Annotated in this window: 14 protein-coding genes; 4 read left to right on the top strand and 10 right to left on the bottom strand. The window is 72.4% G+C overall.

Annotation, left to right across the window (positions count from 1 at the left end; translation table 11 throughout):
• Positions 1 to 45: 45 nt before the first annotated feature.
• The 8 genes from murD to rsmH all read right to left on the bottom strand — a co-directional run bounded on the left by murD (position 46) and on the right by rsmH (position 9,623).
• Positions 46 to 1,542 (bottom strand): UDP-N-acetylmuramoyl-L-alanine--D-glutamate ligase, encoded by a 1,497-nt coding sequence (murD, locus tag ACH4FH_RS14490; protein ID WP_398556147.1) that lies wholly within the window; start codon positions 1,540 to 1,542, stop codon positions 46 to 48.
• Positions 1,539 to 2,603, bottom strand: coding sequence for a phospho-N-acetylmuramoyl-pentapeptide-transferase (gene mraY / locus ACH4FH_RS14485; protein WP_393892378.1), 1,065 nt, complete (start codon positions 2,601 to 2,603; stop codon positions 1,539 to 1,541). Before mraY ends, murD begins: the two co-directional genes overlap by 4 nt.
• Positions 2,604 to 2,608: 5 nt before the next feature.
• A complete protein-coding gene (gene murF / locus ACH4FH_RS14480) occupies positions 2,609 to 4,054 on the bottom strand; it encodes a UDP-N-acetylmuramoyl-tripeptide--D-alanyl-D-alanine ligase (protein ID WP_398556146.1) in 1,446 nt (481 codons plus the stop codon).
• Between the two features lie 62 nt (positions 4,055 to 4,116).
• A complete protein-coding gene (locus ACH4FH_RS14475) occupies positions 4,117 to 5,859 on the bottom strand; it encodes a UDP-N-acetylmuramoyl-L-alanyl-D-glutamate--2,6-diaminopimelate ligase (RefSeq protein WP_398556145.1) in 1,743 nt (580 codons plus the stop codon).
• A gap of 18 nt (positions 5,860 to 5,877) precedes the next feature.
• On the bottom strand, positions 5,878 to 7,929 hold the full coding sequence (locus tag ACH4FH_RS14470; RefSeq protein WP_398556144.1) for a peptidoglycan D,D-transpeptidase FtsI family protein: 2,052 nt from the start codon (positions 7,927 to 7,929) through the stop codon (positions 5,878 to 5,880).
• Positions 7,926 to 8,063, bottom strand: a complete 138-nt coding sequence (locus ACH4FH_RS14465) for a hypothetical protein (protein WP_398556143.1) — start codon at positions 8,061 to 8,063, stop codon at positions 7,926 to 7,928. The genes ACH4FH_RS14470 and ACH4FH_RS14465 overlap by 4 nt, the downstream gene beginning before the upstream one ends.
• Positions 8,064 to 8,067: 4 nt before the next feature.
• Positions 8,068 to 8,667, bottom strand: a complete 600-nt coding sequence (locus tag ACH4FH_RS14460; RefSeq protein WP_398556142.1) for a septum formation initiator family protein — start codon at positions 8,665 to 8,667, stop codon at positions 8,068 to 8,070.
• Positions 8,664 to 9,623, bottom strand: coding sequence for a 16S rRNA (cytosine(1402)-N(4))-methyltransferase RsmH (rsmH, locus tag ACH4FH_RS14455; protein WP_398556141.1), 960 nt, complete (start codon positions 9,621 to 9,623; stop codon positions 8,664 to 8,666). Before rsmH ends, ACH4FH_RS14460 begins: the two co-directional genes overlap by 4 nt.
• Positions 9,624 to 10,042: 419 nt before the next feature.
• Between rsmH and ACH4FH_RS14450 the strand changes: the two genes are divergently transcribed.
• From ACH4FH_RS14450 to ACH4FH_RS14435, 4 genes are all read left to right on the top strand, one after another.
• Positions 10,043 to 10,603: a beta-class carbonic anhydrase gene (locus ACH4FH_RS14450; protein ID WP_398556140.1), complete on the top strand. Its 561-nt coding sequence runs from the start codon at positions 10,043 to 10,045 to the stop codon at positions 10,601 to 10,603.
• Positions 10,604 to 10,999: 396 nt separating this feature from the next.
• Positions 11,000 to 12,022, top strand: coding sequence for an AAA family ATPase (locus ACH4FH_RS14445; protein WP_398556139.1), 1,023 nt, complete (start codon positions 11,000 to 11,002; stop codon positions 12,020 to 12,022).
• Positions 12,022 to 13,410 carry a DUF58 domain-containing protein gene (locus ACH4FH_RS14440; protein WP_398556138.1) on the top strand — a complete coding sequence of 463 codons (1,389 nt, stop codon included), beginning with the start codon at positions 12,022 to 12,024 and terminating at the stop codon, positions 13,408 to 13,410. Before ACH4FH_RS14445 ends, ACH4FH_RS14440 begins: the two co-directional genes overlap by 1 nt.
• Positions 13,407 to 15,842: a DUF3488 and DUF4129 domain-containing transglutaminase family protein gene (locus ACH4FH_RS14435; RefSeq protein ID WP_398556137.1), complete on the top strand. Its 2,436-nt coding sequence runs from the start codon at positions 13,407 to 13,409 to the stop codon at positions 15,840 to 15,842. The genes ACH4FH_RS14440 and ACH4FH_RS14435 overlap by 4 nt, the downstream gene beginning before the upstream one ends.
• An 897-nt stretch (positions 15,843 to 16,739) precedes the next feature.
• On the opposite strand, the gene ACH4FH_RS14430 is transcribed toward ACH4FH_RS14435, so the two are convergent.
• Together ACH4FH_RS14430 and ACH4FH_RS14425 are read right to left on the bottom strand one after the other, a co-directional pair.
• Entirely contained in the window at positions 16,740 to 17,150 is a 411-nt protein-coding gene (locus ACH4FH_RS14430) for a DUF3040 domain-containing protein (protein ID WP_398556136.1), read from the bottom strand.
• A gap of 258 nt (positions 17,151 to 17,408) precedes the next feature.
• Positions 17,409 to 18,164 (bottom strand): methyltransferase, encoded by a 756-nt coding sequence (locus ACH4FH_RS14425; RefSeq protein ID WP_398556135.1) that lies wholly within the window; start codon positions 18,162 to 18,164, stop codon positions 17,409 to 17,411.
• Positions 18,165 to 18,711: the final 547 nt, after the last annotated feature.

Below are 18,711 nucleotides of genomic sequence, written 5' to 3'. Positions count from 1 at the left end.
GCGCTCGCCGCCGGTTGTCGACGACAGCGGGGAGAAACGGTGGGTTCAGTGATCCCGCGCGGTCAGCTCACCGACCGCGTCGGCGAAGGCGTCGCCCCGCTTGTTGTAGTTCACGAACATGTCCATCGAGGCGCAGGCCGGCGCCAGCAGGACCGTATCGCCGGGCTCGGCCAGACGGGTCGCTTCCCGGACCGCCTCGGGCATCGCCCCAGTGTCGGTCCGGTCGAGGTCGACCACCGGGACATCGGGTGCGTGTCGCGCCAGGGCTTCGCGAATCAGCGCCCGGTCGGCGCCGATCAGCACCGCCCCGCGCAGCCGCGACGCCGACCTCTGCACCAGCTCGTCGAAGGTCGCGCCCTTCGCCAGGCCGCCGGCGATCCACACGATGTGCTCGTACGCCGCCAAGGACGCCTCCGCGGCGTGGGTGTTGGTGGCCTTGGAGTCGTCGATGTAGGTGACGCCGTCGATGTCCGCGACATGCTGGATGCGGTGCGCGTCCGGGTGGAAGGCACGCAGTCCGTCGCGTACCGCCGCGGGCTGTACGCCGTAGGCGCGGGCCAGGGCCGCCGCCGCAAGGGCGTTGGCGATGTTGTGCGGGGCCGCGGGGCCGGAGCCCGGGGCGATGTCGGTGACCTCTGCGAGTTCCTGGGCCTGCTGCTGCCGGTTCTCCACGAAGGCGCGGTCGACGAGGATGCCCTCGACCACGCCGAGTTGGGACGGGCCGGGGGTGTTGAGGGTGAAGCCGATGGCGCGGCAGCCCTCCTCGACGTCGGCGGCCCTGACCAGGTCCTCGGTCGCCTTGTCGGCCACGTTGTAGACGCAGGCGACGGCGTTGCCCGCGTAGATACGGCCCTTGTCGGCGGCGTACGCCTCCATGGAACCGTGCCAGTCGAGGTGGTCGGGGGCGAGGTTGAGGACCGCGGCGGAGTGGGCGCGCAGGGACGGCGCCCAGTGCAGCTGGTAGCTGGAGAGCTCCACGGCGAGGACGTCGTAGGGCTGTTGGCCGTGCTGCCCCTGCCCCAGGACGAGGTCGATGATGGGGGTGCCGATGTTGCCGACGGCGGCGGTGTGCAGCCCCCCGGCCTCCAGGATCGCGGCCAGCATCCGGACCGTGGTGGTCTTGCCGTTGGTGCCGGTGACGGCGAGCCAGTCGGCGGGGGTCTCGCCCCTCGATCCGCGCAGGCGCCAGGCGATCTCGACGTCACCGACGACGTCCACGCCGGCCGCGGCGGCCGCCGCGAACAGCGGGCTGTCCGGCTTCCAGCCGGGCGAGGTGACGACGAGGTCGGTGCCCTCGGGGAAGGTCGCGCCGTCGCCGAGGCGGACGGTAATGCTCCCCTGCTGCCCGCCGCCGGCCGTGCCCGCGGCTGCTTCCTCCAGCTCGCGGGCGGCGGCCCGTTGCTTGTCGCCGTCGCCGCCGTCCACGACGGTGACGTGGGCGCCGAGGCCGGCCAGGGCGCGGGCGGCGCTGATGCCGCTCACGCCCAGGCCGGCGACGGTGATGTGCCGGCCGGCGAAGTCCTGCGGGTCGTGCGCGGTCACTTGGCCGCCTGCCAACCACCGTAGAAGATGCCCAGGGCGACGATCACGCACATGCCCTGGATGATCCAGAACCTGACCACCACCAGCACTTCGCTCCAGCCCTTCAGTTCGAAGTGGTGCTGGAGTGGCGCCATGCGGAAGACCCGCTTACCGGTCATGCGGAACGATCCGACCTGGATCACCACGGACATCGTGATGAGGACGAAGAGGCCGCCGAGGATGGCCAGCAGCAGCTCCGTGCGGGAGCAGATCGCCAGGCCGGCGAGCGCGCCGCCCAGGGCGAGCGAGCCGGTGTCCCCCATGAAGATCTTGGCGGGCGAGGTGTTCCACCACAGGAAGCCGAAGCAGGCACCCATCAACGCCGAGGCGACGACGGCGAGGTCGAGCGGATCGCGGACCTCGTAACAGCCGGGTCCGGCGGTGATCTGGTTGGCGCAGGACTCCTGGTACTGCCAGATACCGATGAAGGTGTAGGCGCCGAAGACCATCACCGAGGCGCCGGTGGCGAGCCCGTCCAGGCCGTCGGTGAGGTTCACGCCGTTGGACATCGCCAGGATCATGAACAGCGCCCAGATCACGAAGATCACCGGGCCGACCTGCCAGCCGAAGTCCTGGGTGAAGGACAGCCGGTCGGACGCCGGGGTCTGCCCGCGCAGGTCCGCGAACTGCAGCGACAGCACCGCGAAGGCGATACCGACGATCAGCTGTCCGGCCATCTTGGCCTTGGCCCGCAGGCCCAGCGAACGCTGCTTGACGATCTTGATGTAGTCGTCGAGGAAACCGACCAGGCCCATGCCGGCCATCAGGAACAGCACCAGCACACCGGAGAAGGTGGGGTCGCTGCTCGTGATCACCTTGGTCAGCGCGTACGCGATGATCGTGGCCAGGATGAAGGCGATACCACCCATGGTGGGCGTACCGCGCTTGCTGTGGTGATCGCGCGGGCCGTCGTCACGGATGAACTGTCCGTAGCCCTTCTTCGCCAGCAGCTTGATCAGTACCGGGGTGCCGATCAGGGTCAGGAAGAGCCCGATCATTCCGGAGAAGAGGATCTGCTTCATCGAGTTCATCGGGACGCGGCTCCGCCCTCGGCGACCGGTACGCCCTCGTCCAGCAATGCTGTTGCGACCCGCTCCAGCCCCACCGACCTGGACGCCTTCACCAGCACGACATCTCCCGGTCGCAGCTCGCTGCGCAACAGGTCGACCGCCGCCCGCGCGTCGGACACGTGCACCGACTCCTCACCCCACGAACCCTCGTTCTTGGCGCCCATGTCGAGCCAGGCCGCTTCCCTGCCGCCGACTGCCACGAGCTTGCTGACGTTGAGCCGGACGACCAACCGTCCGACCGCGTCGTGTTCGGCGAGTGAGTCCTCGCCGAGCTCGGCCATCTCACCGAGCACCGCCCACGTACGACCGCCCGTCGCCTTGTGGGCTGCGCCCATCGCGACCAGCGCTCGCAGCGCCGCTCGCATGGACTCGGGATTCGCGTTGTAGGCGTCGTTGACGACCGTCACGCCGTCCGCGCGCTCGGTGACCTCCATCCGCCAGCGGGAGAGCGTGCCGGCTTCCGAGAGCGCCACGGCGATCTCATCCACGGACATGCCCAACTCATGGGCGACGGCGGCCGCGGCGAGCGCGTTCGACACGTGGTGCTCACCGTACAGCCGCATGGTCACATCACTGCACCCGGAGGGTGTGTGAAGCGTGAAGGCAGGCTGACCTTGGGCGGTGAGCCGGACATTCTCGGCACGTACGTCGGCGTCCGCGGCCTCACCGAAGAGCAGCGTGCGCGCCTTCGTACGGGACGTCATGGCACGTACGTACGGATCGTCGGCGTTGAGCACCGCCAGCCCCTTCTCGGGGAGGGCCTCGACGAGTTCGCCCTTCGCCTCGGCGATCCGCTCGCGGCCGCCGAACTCGCCGATGTGCGCGGTGCCGACGTTCAGCACCACGCCGATCTCGGGTGGGGTCAGCTCGGCGAGATAGCGGATGTGGCCGACGCCGCGGGCACCCATCTCCAGGACGAGGTGGCGGGTGCTGGACTCGGCGCGCAGGGCGGTCAGGGGCAGCCCGATCTCGTTGTTGAGGTTGCCTTCCGGCCAAACTGTGGGGCCGTGCCGCTGCAGAAGCTGGGCGATCAGGTCCTTGGTGCTGGTCTTGCCGGCCGAGCCGGTGAGCCCGACGACGGTGGTGCCCAGGCGTTCGACGACGGCCCTGGCGAGCGCGCCGAGGGCGGCGATGACATCGTCGACGACGATCGCCGGGACGGGACGGCCTTCGGTGCCCACGGGGCGGGTGGCCAGAACGGCCACCGCGCCGTCGTCGACGGCGCCGGCGGCGAAGTCGTGGCCGTCGACGCGTTCACCGGCGAAGGCGACGAACAGGCCCCCGGGGGCCACCTGGCGGGAGTCCATCACGACGGGCCCGGTGACCTGGAGGCCGTCATCCGGTATGTCGTGCTGCTGCCCGCCGACAATGCTCGCGATCTCTGCGAGGGACAGGGAGATCACAGGTCACCTCCGGCAAGGGGCAGGAGGTGCCAGTCAAAGGGTTGTGCGCGCATGGCGGTGTGTCATCCCTGGTGTTTCGGCTGCTGTGACGTCAAGGAAGCCTCGATGGCCTCGCGCAGCACCTGTCGGTCGTCGAAGGGGCGTACCACTCCGGCGATGTCCTGGCCCTGCTCGTGGCCCTTGCCCGCGACGATGACGGTGTCGCCGGGCTCGGCGCGGGCGACGGCGGCGGCGATGGCGGCGGAACGCTCCTCCTCGACCAGCACCGTGCCGCGCTCGTGGATGGGCACCTCGGCGGCGCCCGCGAGCATGGTGGCGAGGATCGAGAGCGGGTCCTCGTTGCGGGGGTTGTCCGACGTCAGCACGGCCGTGTCGGCGAGACGGGCCACCGCGGAGCCCATCGGGACGCGCTTGTGCGGGTCGCGGTCGCCGCCGCAGCCGAGGACGGCGTGCAGCTTGCCGTCGGTGACCTTGCGCAGCGCGCGCAGCACCGATTCGACGGCGTCGGTCTTGTGCGCGTAGTCGACGACCGCGAGGTAGGGCTGGCCGGCGTCGATGCGCTCCAGGCGGCCGGGGACGCCGGGGACCGCGGCGACGCCGTCGGCGGCGGTCTGCGGGTCGATTCCGGCGACGACCAGCGAGGTGATGGCGGCGAGCGCGTTGGCGACGTTGAACGGGCCGGCGATCGGCGACGCGGCACGCACCCGTTGGCCGTCCGGTCCGAGCACGGTGAAGGTCGAGCCGAGGGCACCGACCTCGACGTCCGCCGCCCGCCAGTCCGCGTCCGGGTGGCCCTCGGCGGAGAAGGTGGTGACCGGGACCTCGGACTCGCCGTCGGCCAGCCGCTTGCCGTACTCGTCGTCGAGGTTGACGACGCCGGCGCGGCTGCGGGCCTTGGTGAAGAGCCGGGCCTTGGCCTGGAAGTAGTCCTCCATGCCGGAGTGGAACTCCATGTGCTCCGGGCTGAGGTTGTTGAAGATCGCGACGTCGAAGACGCAGCCGTCGACGCGGCCCAGCACCAGCGCGTGGCTGGAAACCTCCATGGCGACCGCGCGGACGCCCCGCTCGCGCATGACGCCGAACAGCGCCTGGAGGTCGGTCGCCTCGGGGGTGGTGCGCTCGGACTTCATGCGCTCGTCGCCGATGCGGGTCTCGACGGTGCCGATCAGGCCCGTCAGCCAGCCCTCCGCCTTGGCGGCGGCGGCGCGCAGGCCGCCCTCGATGAGGTAGGCGGTGGTGGTCTTGCCCGAGGTGCCCGTGATGCCGATCTGGAGCAGGTCCTCGCCGGGCGCTCCGTAGATCGACACGGCCAGGCCGCCCATCCGGGCGCGCGGGTTGTCGACCACCAGGACCGGCAGGCCGGTCTCGGCGGCGCGGTCCGCGCCCGAGGGGTCGGTCAGGATCGCGGCGGCGCCGAGGTCGGCGGCCTGGGCGACGAAGTCGGCGCCGTGCAGCCGGGCGCCCGGCAGGGCCGCGTAGACGTCGCCCGGGCGGACCGCCCGCGAGTCGTGCGTGATGCCGGTGACCGAAACATCGCTTGCACTGCCGGCCGGGGCCGGGGTTCCCAGCTGCTCGGCCAGGTCCGCCAGGGGGGTGGGGCGGACCCGCTCGGGTCGGGGCGCTCCCGGATAGGTGCCGGGATTTCCCTTCTGAGCGTTCTGGGCTTGGGTGGACTGATCAGCGTGTGACACGGCGGTGAGCGTACCGGGCAGAACGGGCCCGGGGCGAAGCGAGGGCCGCGTGGAGTAGCGGTTCCCGGTTTCCGGGGTGCCGTCTGGAGTGCCATCGGGAGTGATCGTCGTCACGGCAGGGTTGCCTCGATTTCATTCGCCTGGCTTGAAGGTGACCGGCAGCCGCGGGGGCTTGGCGCCGGTCGGCGGAACCTGGAGGGTTTTCAGTGCGAACTGCATGACCTGCTGGTAAATGGGGCCACAGATCTGGCCACCGAAATAGCTGCCGCTGGTGGGGTTCTGGATGGCGCAGTAGACGGTGATGCGGGGCTTGTCGGCGGGCGCGAAGCCGGCGAAGGAGGCCGTGTAGCCGCGGTAGCTGCCCGTCTTGGGATCCACCCGGTTGGACGTGCCGGTCTTGCCGCCCACGCGGTAGCCGGGGATCTTCGCCTTCGCGCCGGTGCCTTCCTCGTCGTCGACCACGGATTCGAGCATCGTGGCGAGTGTGCTCGCGGTCTTCTGGCTGACGACGCGGTTCTTGACGGGCTTGGGCGCCGGCACGTACCGCCCGTCTGGCCCTGTCGTGCCGCGGACGAGGGAGGGGGCGACCCGCTCGCCGCCGTTGGCGATCGTGGAGTAGACGGAGGCGGCCTGGACGGCGTTGAGGGACAGTCCCTGGCCGAAGGGGATCGTGTACTGCTGCGAGGTGTTCCAGTCCTGCGGCTTGGCCAGGATGCCGTCGGTCTCACCGGGAAAGTTGAGCCCCGTGGGCTTGCCGATCCCGAATTTCCGCAGGTAGGAGTAGAGCACCTGGTTGGACTCGCGCTGCGTCTTGCCCAGCTGGCCGGCCGCGAGGATCGTGCCGATGTTGCTGGACTTGGCGAGCACCCCGTTGAGCGTGAGATGCCAGGTGGGGTGGTCGATGTCGTCCGCGAACAGCCGGTCCCCGCGGTGCAGCCGGTTGGGCACCGTGACACGGGTGGCGGGGGTGGCGACGCCCTGCTCCAGGACGGCGGCCATCGACATGACCTTGCTGGTGGAGCCCGGCTCGAAGGCGTCGGAGAGCGCGGCGTTGCCCAGCGCCTCGGGATCGGCCTCGGAGATGTCGTTGGGATCGAAGCCGGGAGAGTTCGCCAGCGCCAGGATCTCGCCGGTCCTGGTGTCCTGGACGACGACGTAGCCGCGGTCTGCCCTGGATTTCGCGACCTGCTTGCTGATGGCCTGCTGCGCCGCCCACTGGATGTCGCGGTTCAGCGTCAGCTCGACGTCGGTGCCGGGGACGGCCGGGTGCTCCTGGGCGTCGGCGGTGGGGACCCGGCGGCCGCCGGACTGGGCGTAGACGAGCTTGCCGTCCTTGCCCGTGAGGTTCTTGTCGAGCCGGGCCTCCAGGCCGCCGGCGCCCCTGCCGTCGCGGTTGACGAAGCCCAGGACGCCGGAGGCGAGGGTCTTGTTGGGGTAGACGCGCTTGCTGTGCTTGTCGGCGAAGATCCCGACCAGGACGTTGGGGCGGGGAGCGCTCCGGGGAGCGGCGGCCGCCTTGGCGTCGAGGGCCTTGCGGAGATCCTTGATCTGCTTCCAGACCTGCGGGGTCTGCTGCCGGGAGAGCAGGACGTAGCGCGCCTTGGGCTTGGCGAGCTTGGCGGCGAGCGTGGACTGGGCCTCGTCGAGGATCGGCGCCAGGAGCGCCGCGGCCTGCTGCGGGGCGTCCTTGATCTTGGTCTTGTCGGGCGCGAGCAGGCTGGGGTCGGCGGTGATGTCGTAGGCGTCCACCGTCGTGGCCAGGTCCACGCCCTCCCGGTCGGTGATCGCGCCGCGTTCGGCGGCCAGCTTGACCGGGACGTAGCGGTTCTCGTTGGCCTTGGCGGCGAACGCCCCGGAGTCGACCGCCTGCACCTGGAAGAGCCGTACGACGAAGACCAGCATGATCAGCGTCAGTGCGAGGGAGACCAGCCGGAGCCGGGGGCGCGGGCTGCCCAGGCGGATCACGGCGCTGCCGGGGCGGGGGCGCGTAGGTTGGCGGGCGAAGGGCGGTTTGCCGGCTGCTGCCCGGGCCGTGCCGGGCTTGGGCGCGGGCCGCTTGGCGGCGGGCTTGGCCGCCCCGGACCGCGCGGCCGGGCCGCCGCGTCCGGGCCGCGCGCGGCCGCCGGCCTGCCCGCGCTGGGCAGGGCGCGGTACGCGACGCCGGGGATCCCTGGGCTCGGTCATGCCGCGTGCTCCGGGGCGTGCGCGACGGTGCCGGTCCGCGGGGCGGTCGCGGCCGGGCGGGAGGGCGCGGCCGGGTCCGGCGTGGTGGCTCGGGCAGCGTGGGTGTCGTACGGGTGGGTGGCCTCGCGCGTCACGGGTTCACCTGCCGAAGGTCGTCGGAGCGGGGGCTGCCGCGAGGTCCGGCGCGGATCCGGTCGGGCCCCCGGGCGGGAGAGGGTGCACGGCGGGTGCGCCCGGAGCGGGCTCGGGCAGGAGACGGCCGGCGGCGCCCACGGGGGCGGACCGGGTGCGGTGAACGGACGCAGCGGGCACTCCCTGGCCGAGGGGCCGGCCGAGTCCCTCGGGGCCACCGGCCCCCATCGGGGACATCGCGGAGCCGGCCTTGCCCGGCTTGCCGAGGACCGTGCCGTCCGGGAGCAGGAACGCCGGATTGCCGCCCGGCACCATCCCCAGCTCCCGGGCGCGCCGTTCGAGGGCTCCCGGGGCGGAGTAGCCGTCCACCTGCTGCTGGAGGGCCTGTTGTTCGTCCGTCAGCTCGTCGGTCTTTTTTTCCAGGTTGCTGAGTTCGAACGACCCTTGGTTGAGGGCGGAGTTCAGCAGCAGCAGCGTGATCAGCCCGGAGCCGAGCAGCACGACGACGAGGAGCACGAAAGGCGTGCGCGCCGCGGAGCCGGCGCTGGAGGGGAAGAGCGCGGAGAGGCGTCCCGGCCCTCCGCGCGACCGCCCCGGGCCCCTCACGCGATGTCCTCGCGGATGCGCTCGGCGCCGCGGAGACGGGCGGGGGCCGCCCGCCTGTTCTCGGCGATCTCCTCCTCCGTGGGGAGTTCCGCGCCGCGCGTGAGCAGCTTCAGACGGGGCTGGTACTGCTCGGGGACGACCGGCAGGCCGGCCGGTGCGGTATTGGTCGCGCCGGCCGCGAAGACCTGCTTGACCAGGCGGTCCTCCAGCGACTGGTAGGAGAGCACGGCGATCCGGCCACCGACGGACAGCGCCTTCACGGCGGCCGGGACGGCGCGCTCGACACTGGCGAGCTCACCGTTGACCTCGATGCGCAGCGCCTGGAACGTCCGCTTGGCGGGGTTGCCGCCGGTGCGCTTGGCGGCCTGCGGCAGGGCGTCCCTGATCAGCTCGACCAGTCGCGCGCTGTTGGAGAAGGGCTCCTTGGCCCGCTCGCGTACGACCGCCTCGACGATCCGCTTGGCCTGCTTCTCCTCTCCGTAGGCGCGCAGGATCCGCACGAGTTCACCGGGCGCGTAGGTGTTGAGGACGTCCGCGGCGCTGATACCGGTCGTCTGGTCCATCCGCATGTCCAGCGGGGCGTCCTGCGCGTAGGCGAAGCCGCGGTCGGCCTCGTCCAGCTGCATGGAGGACACGCCGAGGTCGAACAGGACGCCCTGGACGCGGGGCAGCCCGAGGCGGTCGAGGACCTCAGGGAGCTCGTCGTAGACGGCGTGCACCAGGGTGGCGCGCTCTCCGTAGGGGGCCAGCCGCTCCCCGGCGAGCCGGAGGGCGGACGGGTCGCGGTCGAGGGCGACGAGCCGGGACGCCGGGAACGTGGAGAGCAGCGCCTCGCTGTGCCCTCCGAGGCCGAGGGTGCAGTCGACGACGACCGCACCGGGCTCGGCGAGCGCGGGGGCGAGCATGTCCAGACAGCGCTGGAGCATGACGGGGACGTGGCGTGTGTTGCTGCTCATGCGCCTTCCGATGGGCTGGGCGGCAGGTGGGGCCCCCGGCCGCTGGCTGGGGGATGGCCGCACGCACCGCTTGGTCCCCGCCCGCTCTGAAGGGGAAGTGGTCCTCCGGCGACGGGGAAGTGACGTCGGATGACCGTTGGAGCGGGAGGAGGCCGAGCCGCACGTACGTATGCGCGCACGCGAGGGATTCGGGATCCAAGGAGAGCGTCACGCCTCCCACTTCGCGCCACTTTAGTCCACCGACTGCCTCGGTCAATCAACCGGTTCCGCGCGTCCCTCGACGGCTTTCGCAACGGCCGTCTCACCCGGATGGCGGCACCGTCGACCACTCGTGTGGATTACCTCACAGGGGGTGACGTTGACCCCTATGCCCGCCCTCACAGGCGGCTGGACGGGCCGAGGCGGATTACCGTTGGACCATGTCCATATCTGCGTCGCAGCCGTTGCCCTCGTCCGCTGACAGCCCCTCCGTCCGGGCCGGTGACACGGTCACCGACCGCCTCGTCGAGGCGAACGCGCGCTACGCCGCCGCCTTCAAGGACCCCGGAATGGATGCCAGGCCCGTCCTCAAGGTCGCCGTGGTGGCCTGCATGGACGCGCGGATCGATCTGCACGACGCCCTGGGGCTGGAACTCGGTGACTGCCACACCATCCGCAATGCCGGCGGCGTGGTCACCGACGACATCATCCGGTCGCTGACGATCAGCCAGCGTGCGCTGGGGACCCGGTCGGTCGTCCTCATCCACCACACCGGCTGCGGGCTGCTGAATCTGACCGAGGACTTCCGGCACGAGCTGGCGGCCGAGGTCGGCCAGCGACCCACCTGGGCGGTCGAGGCGTTCAAGGACCTCGACGAGGACGTCCGGCAGTCGATGCAGCGGGTGCGCACCTCCCCCTTCCTGCCGCACACGGACGATGTCCGCGGCTTCGTCTTCGACGTGACGACGGGGCTGCTGCGGGAGATCGACCCCCAGAGCTGAACCGAACCGGTGCCGACGGGCCGGCGGCGGGGCAGAGCCCTTTCCGCCGGCCCGTCGGCGTTGCGGTGCCGGGGCGGGGGCGGCCGGGGTCGGCCCGCCCCGGCCACCGGGGCACTCCGCCGGTGGCATCGCCATCGAACGCTCGTCCCGTATGACCTGATGCACCGCCATCGCCTTGTTGACCGGGAAGATGACGGTATCGCCGCCCCAGTTATCCACAGGCCATGACGCGAAGCCGGATGGACGGCAAGAATGCGTACGTGACGTCGCATCGGCCGAGGCCGGCGCGGCGCGCACTTTCGGGGCGGGCCGGGTCCGCGCAGAGGGCACCGGCCCGGAAGTGGGGAATCCCCTTTGCTCCGCGTGAGCTCGGGGAAGGGGCCGAGGAGGGCCGGAGTGACGACGTATGACGAACGAGCGAGCCTGAGCGATCTGACCACCACGGCGGAGCGGGTTCACCGGTCGGTGGAGGCTGTGATCGAGGGCAAGCCGGAGGTCGTACGGCTCTCGCTGACCGTGCTGCTCGCCGAGGGGCATCTGCTCATCGAGGACGTGCCCGGCGTGGGCAAAACCATGCTCGCCAAGGCACTGGCCCGGTCCATCGACTGCTCGGTGCGGCGCATCCAGTTCACGCCCGACCTGCTGCCGTCCGACATCACCGGTGTCAGCATCTTCGACCAGCAGAGCCGGGACTTCGAGTTCAAGCCCGGCGCGATCTTCGCGCAGATCGTGATCGGCGACGAGATCAACCGCGCCTCGCCCAAGACCCAGTCGGCTCTGCTGGAGTCGATGGAGGAGCGGCAGGTCACGATGGACGGGCAGACCTATGAGCTGCCCAGCCCCTTCATGGTGGTCGCCACCCAGAATCCACTGGAGATGGAGGGCACCTACCCCCTTCCCGAGGCACAGCGGGACCGCTTCATGGCCCGGGTGTCGATCGGCTATCCGAGCCCCGCGGCCGAGCTGCAGATGCTGGATGTGCACGGCGGCGCCTCGCCTCTCGACGACCTCCAGCCCGTCGCGCACGCCCACGAGATCCTCAAGCTGATCGACGCGGTGCGCACGGTCCACACCGCGGAAGCCGTGCGCAGATACGCCGTCGACCTGGTCGCGGCCACCCGCACCCACCCCGAGCTGCGGCTGGGTGCCTCGCCCCGGGCGACGCTCCATCTGCTGCGGGCCGCGAAAGCATCGGCGGCGCTCTCCGGCCGGGAGTACGCCCTGCCGGACGATGTGCAGGCGCTCGCGGTGCCGGTGCTCGCGCACCGGCTGCTGCCCACCGCGCAGGCCCAGTTGAACCGGCGTACGGCCGAGCAGCTCGTGCTGGAGATCCTGCAGCGGGTCCCGGTCCCCGAGCCGTCCGCCCAGCAGTGGCGGCAGATGCGCGGTCAGCAGCATCCCGGCGCCCGGGGGTTGTGATGTCCGGCGGGGGGAGCGAGGGGATGGCGGAGCGGAGCGGGCTCCGGTCGGCGTTGCGGGGGATGACGACCCGCGGCCGGTCGTTCCTGGCGGCCGGCGTCGCCGCCGCGCTGTGCTCCTATCTCCTCGGGCAGGCCGATCTGCTGCGGGTCGGGCTGCTGCTCGCGGCGCTGCCGCTGGTCTGCGTCGTCGTGCTGCACCGCACCCGCTACCGCATCGCCGGCAGCCGGACGCTCTCCCCCGCGCGGGTCTCCGCGGCCGCCGAAACCCGGGTCGGTCTGCGACTGGAGAACGTCTCGCGGCTGCCCACCGGCGTACTGATGCTCCAGGACCGCGTCCCCTACGTCCTCGGGCCGCGACCGCGCTTCATCCTGGACCGGGTCGAGGCCGGCGGGCGCCGCGAGGTGTCCTACCGCGTCCGCTCCGACCTGCGCGGCCGCTATGAGCTGGGACCGCTCCAGCTGCGGCTCTCCGACCCGTTCGGCATGTGCGAGCTGACCCGCTCCTTCACCACCTTCGACACCCTCACGGTCGTGCCGCGGGTCGAGCCGCTGCCGCCGGTCCGGCTGGCCGGCGAGGCGTCCGGCTACGGCGACGGGCGGCAGCGCTCGCCGTCCCTGGCCGGCGACGACGACCTCATCCCCCGCGGCTACCGCCACGGGGACGACCTGCGGCGGGTCCACTGGAGGTCCACCGCGCGCCACGGCGAACTGATGGTCCGCAGGGAGGAGCAGCCGCAGAAAGCCCGCTGCACGGTGCTGCTCGATACGCGCCTCGGCGCCCACGCGGGATCCGGGCCGGACTCGGCCTTCGAGTGGGCGGTCGCCGGCGCCGCCTCGATGGCCTTGCACCTGCTGGAACGCGGATTCTCGGTGCGGCTGCTGACCGACACCGGCACCGCGGTGCCCGGCCCGGACGGTGCCGGCGGCACCGAGGCCGCCGACGCCGCGGGCCTGCTCCTCGACACCCTCGCCATGGTGGAGCAATCCGAGGAGGAGGGCCTCTCCGCGGCCTACGAGGCGCTGCGCGGCGGCAGGGAAGGACTGCTGGTGGGCTTCTTCGGCGATCTGGACGAGGAGCAGGCGGCGGTCGCCGGGCGGATGCGGCAGCGCAGCGGCACGGCCGTCGCGTTCGTCCTGGACGGTGACGCCTGGAACCGGGGCCTGGGCGGATTCCGGTTCTCCGACGCCGGCGCCTCGTCGGAGAACCGGCTGCGGATGCTCCGCGAGGCGGGCTGGACGGCGCTGCCGGTGGCCCCAGGAGCCTCCCTCGCCGACCTCTGGCGTTCCGCGGACCGGGCCGGTTCAGGCCCCGGCCTGAGGGCCGAGACCGGATTTTCCGCGACTGCGGCGACAGCTTCGTGGACGGCGGCAGGGGGCACGGCATGAGCGGCCGGGCGCGGCTGGCGCTGTGCGCGATGGTGGCGACGCTCTCGGCTGCCTGCGCGCTGTTGCCGCTGGTGGATCCGTTCACCTGGATGATCCAGGCGGCGATCCTGCTGGCGATCATGACCGGCGTGGGCACGCTGACCCGGCGCGCGCCCCTGGCCAGGCCCCTGACCATCGGCGCGCAGGCGCTGACGGGCGTGCTGCTGCTGACCCTGCTCTGCGCCCGCGACAGGGCGATCCTCGGGCTACTCCCCGGCCCCGACGCGATCACCGCTTTCGCGCAGCTGGTGCGGGACGGCGTTCACGACGTCGGGCGGTACGCCATCCCCGCCCCCGTCACTCCCGGCATCCGGCTGCTGCTGATCGCCGGGGTGCTGCTGATCGGCCTGGTCGTCGACGCGCTGGCGGTCACCTACCGCAGTGCGGCGCCCGCCGGGCTGCCGCTGCTCGCGCTGTATTCGGTCGCGGCGGGCCTGTCCCAGGGCGGCGCGGGCTGGCTGTGGTTCCTGATCGCCGCCAGCGGCTATCTGCTGCTGCTTCTCGCCGAGGGCCGCGACCGGCTCTCGCAGTGGGGCCGGGTGTTCGGCGGGACGGGCGGGACGGGCCAGGGCGCCGGGCAGGGTCCCGTATCCGGGGTCGACGGGCCGGCGACGGCCCCGGTCCGTACGGGCCGCCGGATCGGCGCGCTGGCGCTCGGCATCTCGCTGGTGGTGCCCGCAGCGCTGCCCTCCCTGGGCGGGGGGCTGCTCGGCCCGGCCGGCAGCGCCGGGGGCCCCGGGGGCGGCGGGGGCACGATCTCCGCCGTGAACCCCCTGGTGTCACTCCAGAACAGCCTCAACCAACCGTCGGACAAGGAAGTCCTCAACTACCGCACGACGGCGGACAACACCCGCGACCTGTATCTGCGGATCGTCGCCCTCGACCAGTTCGACGGCACGGCCTGGAAGCCGTCCGAGCGCACGGTCACCGATGTCCCGGACGAGCTGCCCGGTCCGCCCGGACTCTCTTCCCAAGTGGCCCTCGACCGGATCAACACCTCCATCTCCACCGCCGAGTGGTACGCGCAGAACTGGCTGCCGCTCCCCTACCCGGCGGCCAAGGTGGACATCTCCGGGCGCTGGCGCTTCGAGCCCGAGGGCCGCACCCTCGTCGGTGACCGCGGCCAGAACACCCGAGGCGTGCAGTACCAGGTCGAAAGCCTCCAGGTGCGGCCCACCGCCCGGCAGCTGTCCGCCGCTCCGTCACCACCCGCGGGGTTGGTGCGGGAGTACACCAAGGTGCCGCGCTCCCTGCCGCCCGTGGTGGGGGCCACCGCCCGGCAGGTCACCAGGGGCGCCCCGACGCCGTACGCCAAGGCCGTGAAGCTCCAGGAGTGGTTCTCCCTCGACGGCGGCTTCAGCTACAACACCGATGTCCGCGCCGGCAGCGGCTCCGAGGCCATCGCACGGTTCCTGGAGCAGAAGGAGGGCTTCTGCGTCCACTTCTCCTTCTCGATGGCGGCGATGGCGCGGACCCTGGGCATACCGGCCCGGGTCGCGGTCGGCTTCACCCCGGGCACAAAACAGCCCGACGGGACGACGTCCGTAGGGCTCAAGGACGCGCACGCCTGGCCGGAGCTCTACTTCGAAGGCATCGGCTGGACACGCTTCGAGCCGACCCCGAGCCGCGGCAGCATCCCGGACTATACCTACCCCGACAACTCCGGCGCGGAGGATCCCGTCGACCCCGCCCCGGAGCAGGCCCCGTCCGACGCCCCGTCGGCAGAGCCGTCCGCTGCACCGTCCTGCGGCCCGGATCAGGAACAGGACGGGGTGACGACCGGGTGTGTGACGACGCCGGCCGAATCGGGCACCCGCCCGCCGTCCCACGGACCGTCGGTCCTGGCGGCCATCGGTATCGCGATCGCCGCGCCACTCGCCCTGCTGCTGCCCCTCGCCCCTCTCCTGTGGCGGGTCCGCAGACGGTCGCGGAGGCTGGCGGGGGACGGCTTCGGCGGCGATATCGCGGCCCGCACCCTCGCCGCGTGGCGGGAGCTGCTCGACACCGCGTGGGACTTCGGCATCCTGCCCGAAGAGTCCCTGACCCCGCGCAGAGCGGCCACCCGGATCGTTCGCATCGGCAGGCTGGGGCCCGAAGCGGCCGATGCGGCCCAGCGGGTGGCCACCGCCGTCGAACAGGTTCTGTACGCCCCGCAGCCGCAGCCGGCGACCGGCCTCGTCGCGGCCGTGGCGGAGGTACGGGCCGAGCTGCAGGCCCAGGCGACCCGCGGCATGCGCCTGCGTGCCTTGGTCGCCCCGCGCTCCGCGGTACGCCTCCTGTGGGCCGTATCCGTCCGATGGACCACGCTCCTCGCCCGCTGCGCCTCCAGCCGCCCGGTCACCACGGCCCGCCGCACGGCAGCCGCTCTGCGCCCGGGGCGACAGCGGGCCTAGGGGCGCTAGGGGCGCTAGGGGGCCTGTGCGACGGGGGCGGCAGGGGGCCCAAGCGTGCCTGCATCGCCTGCGTGCCCGCATACCCGCATGCCCGCATGCCTGCGAAGGGGCTGCAGGAGGCCTGAGGGCCGGGAACACCGGCCGAGGGGTCGGCCGTGGTTCAGATTCGGGCGGGACGGCCGGTTGCCCCTGCGGCCGTCCCGCAGGCGGCCGGCCCCGTTCAGGCCGGCCTCAGGGCCGCTGCGGCCGGGACGGACGGCTGTGGCCCCCGGGGCGCGGGCGGGTCGGTCAGGGCGGGCCGGGCGGGGGCGAAGGAAGCGACCAGGCAGCCGTCTCCCCTGAGTGAGACGCGGGCCGAGGGCCGGCAGGGCCGAGGGCGTGTTCCGGGTGTCTGTGGGCGGGGCGGGCCCTGGACCGCGTCACGGTGGCTGGGTGGGACTGGCCGGACGCTGGGACAGGCAGGGGCGGGGGCGGGCCGGCTGGGGCGGGGACGGTCCGTGGCCTGCCTGGGCGAGGCCGCAGGCTCCCGCCGGATGGCGTGTGAAGGCATCAGCCAAGTCGAAGCGCCCGGAGCGCCATGCTGCACACCTAACGGAACCGGGCCGGGGCGGGCTCAGGCGAGTCGGGGCTCTGGGCCGGGCCGGGCCCAGGGTGAGTCTGCGCTCTGACCCAGCGCGAGGTGGGCCAGGGCAGCAGAGGAGTGGAGACAAGGTCCCTGCCCGTCGACGGCGCGGCGCCCCCGGGGCCGTGTTGCCCAACAAGCGTTTCGGTTGGCGGACAGAGCCCAGGGACGCGAGGGACCGTCGCACAAAAACAACGTGCCGCGGCCGCCCGATCCTGTCGGGCGGCCGCGGCACGCAAAGCTGAGACGCGCGAAAGAACGCGAAAAAGTAGGGGTCAGTGGCCCTGTTCGTCGCGGCGGCGCTGCCAGCGGTCCTCGATGCGGTTCATCATCGAGCGCCGCTGCTTGGCCTGGCGGCCCGCGGGCGCGCCGGGCGTGCCTTTGGAGCCCGTGCCGGACTGCTGTTCGCCCGGCTTGGGGGCCTTACGCCATCCGGTGACTGCCAGCACCGCACAGCCGAGCATGACGAGGAAGCCCACCACACTGATCCAGATCTGCTGCGCGACCATTCCGGCCATGAGCAGGGCGATACCCACCAGGAAGCCCGCGACCGCTTGGTAGACCCGTCGCCGGGTGTACGTACGCAGCCCGCTTCCCTCAAGCGCTGTCGCGAACTTGGGATCTTCGGCGTACAGCGCTCGCTCCATTTGCTCGAGCATGCGCTGCTCGTGCTCCGAGAGCGGCACGGAGTCCTCCTACTCGTCGGTCGCGGGGGGCGACCGGGTGCGACCCTTTCAGGATAGGCAGGGAATCGCCCCCGTGAAACCCGCCCCTCTACGCCACTTCACAGTCCGGGCCGCCACGGCGGCACGTGGTGATGCTGCCTGCATTCCCCACCCGCCTATCCGTCATGCCGGAACGTCGTACCCCGATCATACGGGGAGAAGGGGCTGATCGGGTGGCCTGTGGCCGACTGCACGCGCCAGGCGTGCGGACCGGGTAGGTCAGTCGCGCTCGGCGAGGACGTGGAGCTGGGTCGCGACGGCGTGGAAGGCGGGTTGTTCCGCGGCCGCCGCTTCCAGCTTCAGCAGCGCCTCCATGGCACCCGGTTCGGTGTCGACGAGCACACCGGGGACCAGGTCGGCGAAGACCCGGACGCCGTGCACGCCACCGACCTGCAGGCCGGTGGCGGAGACCAGGTCGGTGAGCTGCTCGGCCGTGAAACGGCGCGGCACCGGGTCACCGTCGCCCCAGCGGCCTGCCGGGTCGGTGAGTGCCTGGCGGGCCTCGTCGAAGTGCCCCGCAAGGGCGCGGGCGAGGACGGCTCCGCCCAGGCCGGCGGCGAGAAGGCTGAGGGTGCCGGCCGGGCGCAGCGCGGCGACGGCGTTACGAACGCCCTCGGCCGGGTCGTCGACGTACTCCAGCACGCCATGGCAGAGCACGGCGTCGTAGCCGCCGCGCTCGACGACGTCGAACAGACCGTGGGCGTCGCCCTGCACGGCACGCACCTGGTCGGCGACGCCCGCCTCCGCGGCCCGGCGCTCCAGGGCGAAGAGGGCGTTGGGGCTCGGGTCGACGACCGTCACGCGGTGGCCGAGGCGGGCCACCGGTACGGCGAAGTTGCCGGTGCCCCCACCGGTGTCGAGGACGTCAAGGGCGTCGCGCCCGGCGGCCTTGACCCGGCCCTCCAGGGCGTCCTTGAGGACCTCCCAGACCACGGCGGTACGAAGGGATGCGCGCGGGCGCAGCGGGTCAGACACGGCGGGTGGCTCCTCGGAGGGGGCATGAACGTCTAGGCGCCCACCACCCTATTGCGTTCCGCGCCGTCCGCCGCCTGGGGCGCCCCTTGTGCCGCCCATGCCCCCGTCCGGGATGACACGGGCAGCACGGGCGAGGGGCAAGCACGGGCCACGGGCGACTGGCGACCGGCGACCGGCGACCGGCGACCGGCGACCGCGACCGGCGACTGGACACGGGCCACGGGCCACGGGCAAGCACGGGCGCCCGGCAGCGCGGGCCGCAGGCGGGGCAGGCAACGGGCAGAGCGGGCCGCCGGGCGGACAGCGAGCAGGCAACCGGCGGGGGCGGGAAGCGGGCAGGCGGGGCGGGAAGCGGGCGGGGCGAGAGCGGGCGAAGTCGATCTGTGGGGCCAGGGCGCACTGAAGCCCTGGCGACGCCCTCACCGCACCGTCCCGCGTCTCCTTCCCCCCTCCCCTCCCCCGAGCCCACCCCCACCCCACCCCACTCCGCCACCACTCTCGCGCCCGTACCTCCCGATTCACCCCCGATCGCTTTCTCCCCGCCGCA

Origin of the sequence: Streptomyces sp. NPDC017993, from assembly GCF_044328065.1 — a bacterium.
In the GTDB taxonomy this organism is placed as follows: Bacteria; Actinomycetota; Actinomycetes; order Streptomycetales; family Streptomycetaceae; genus Streptomyces.
This window is presented reverse-complemented; position numbering and strand designations above follow the sequence as displayed.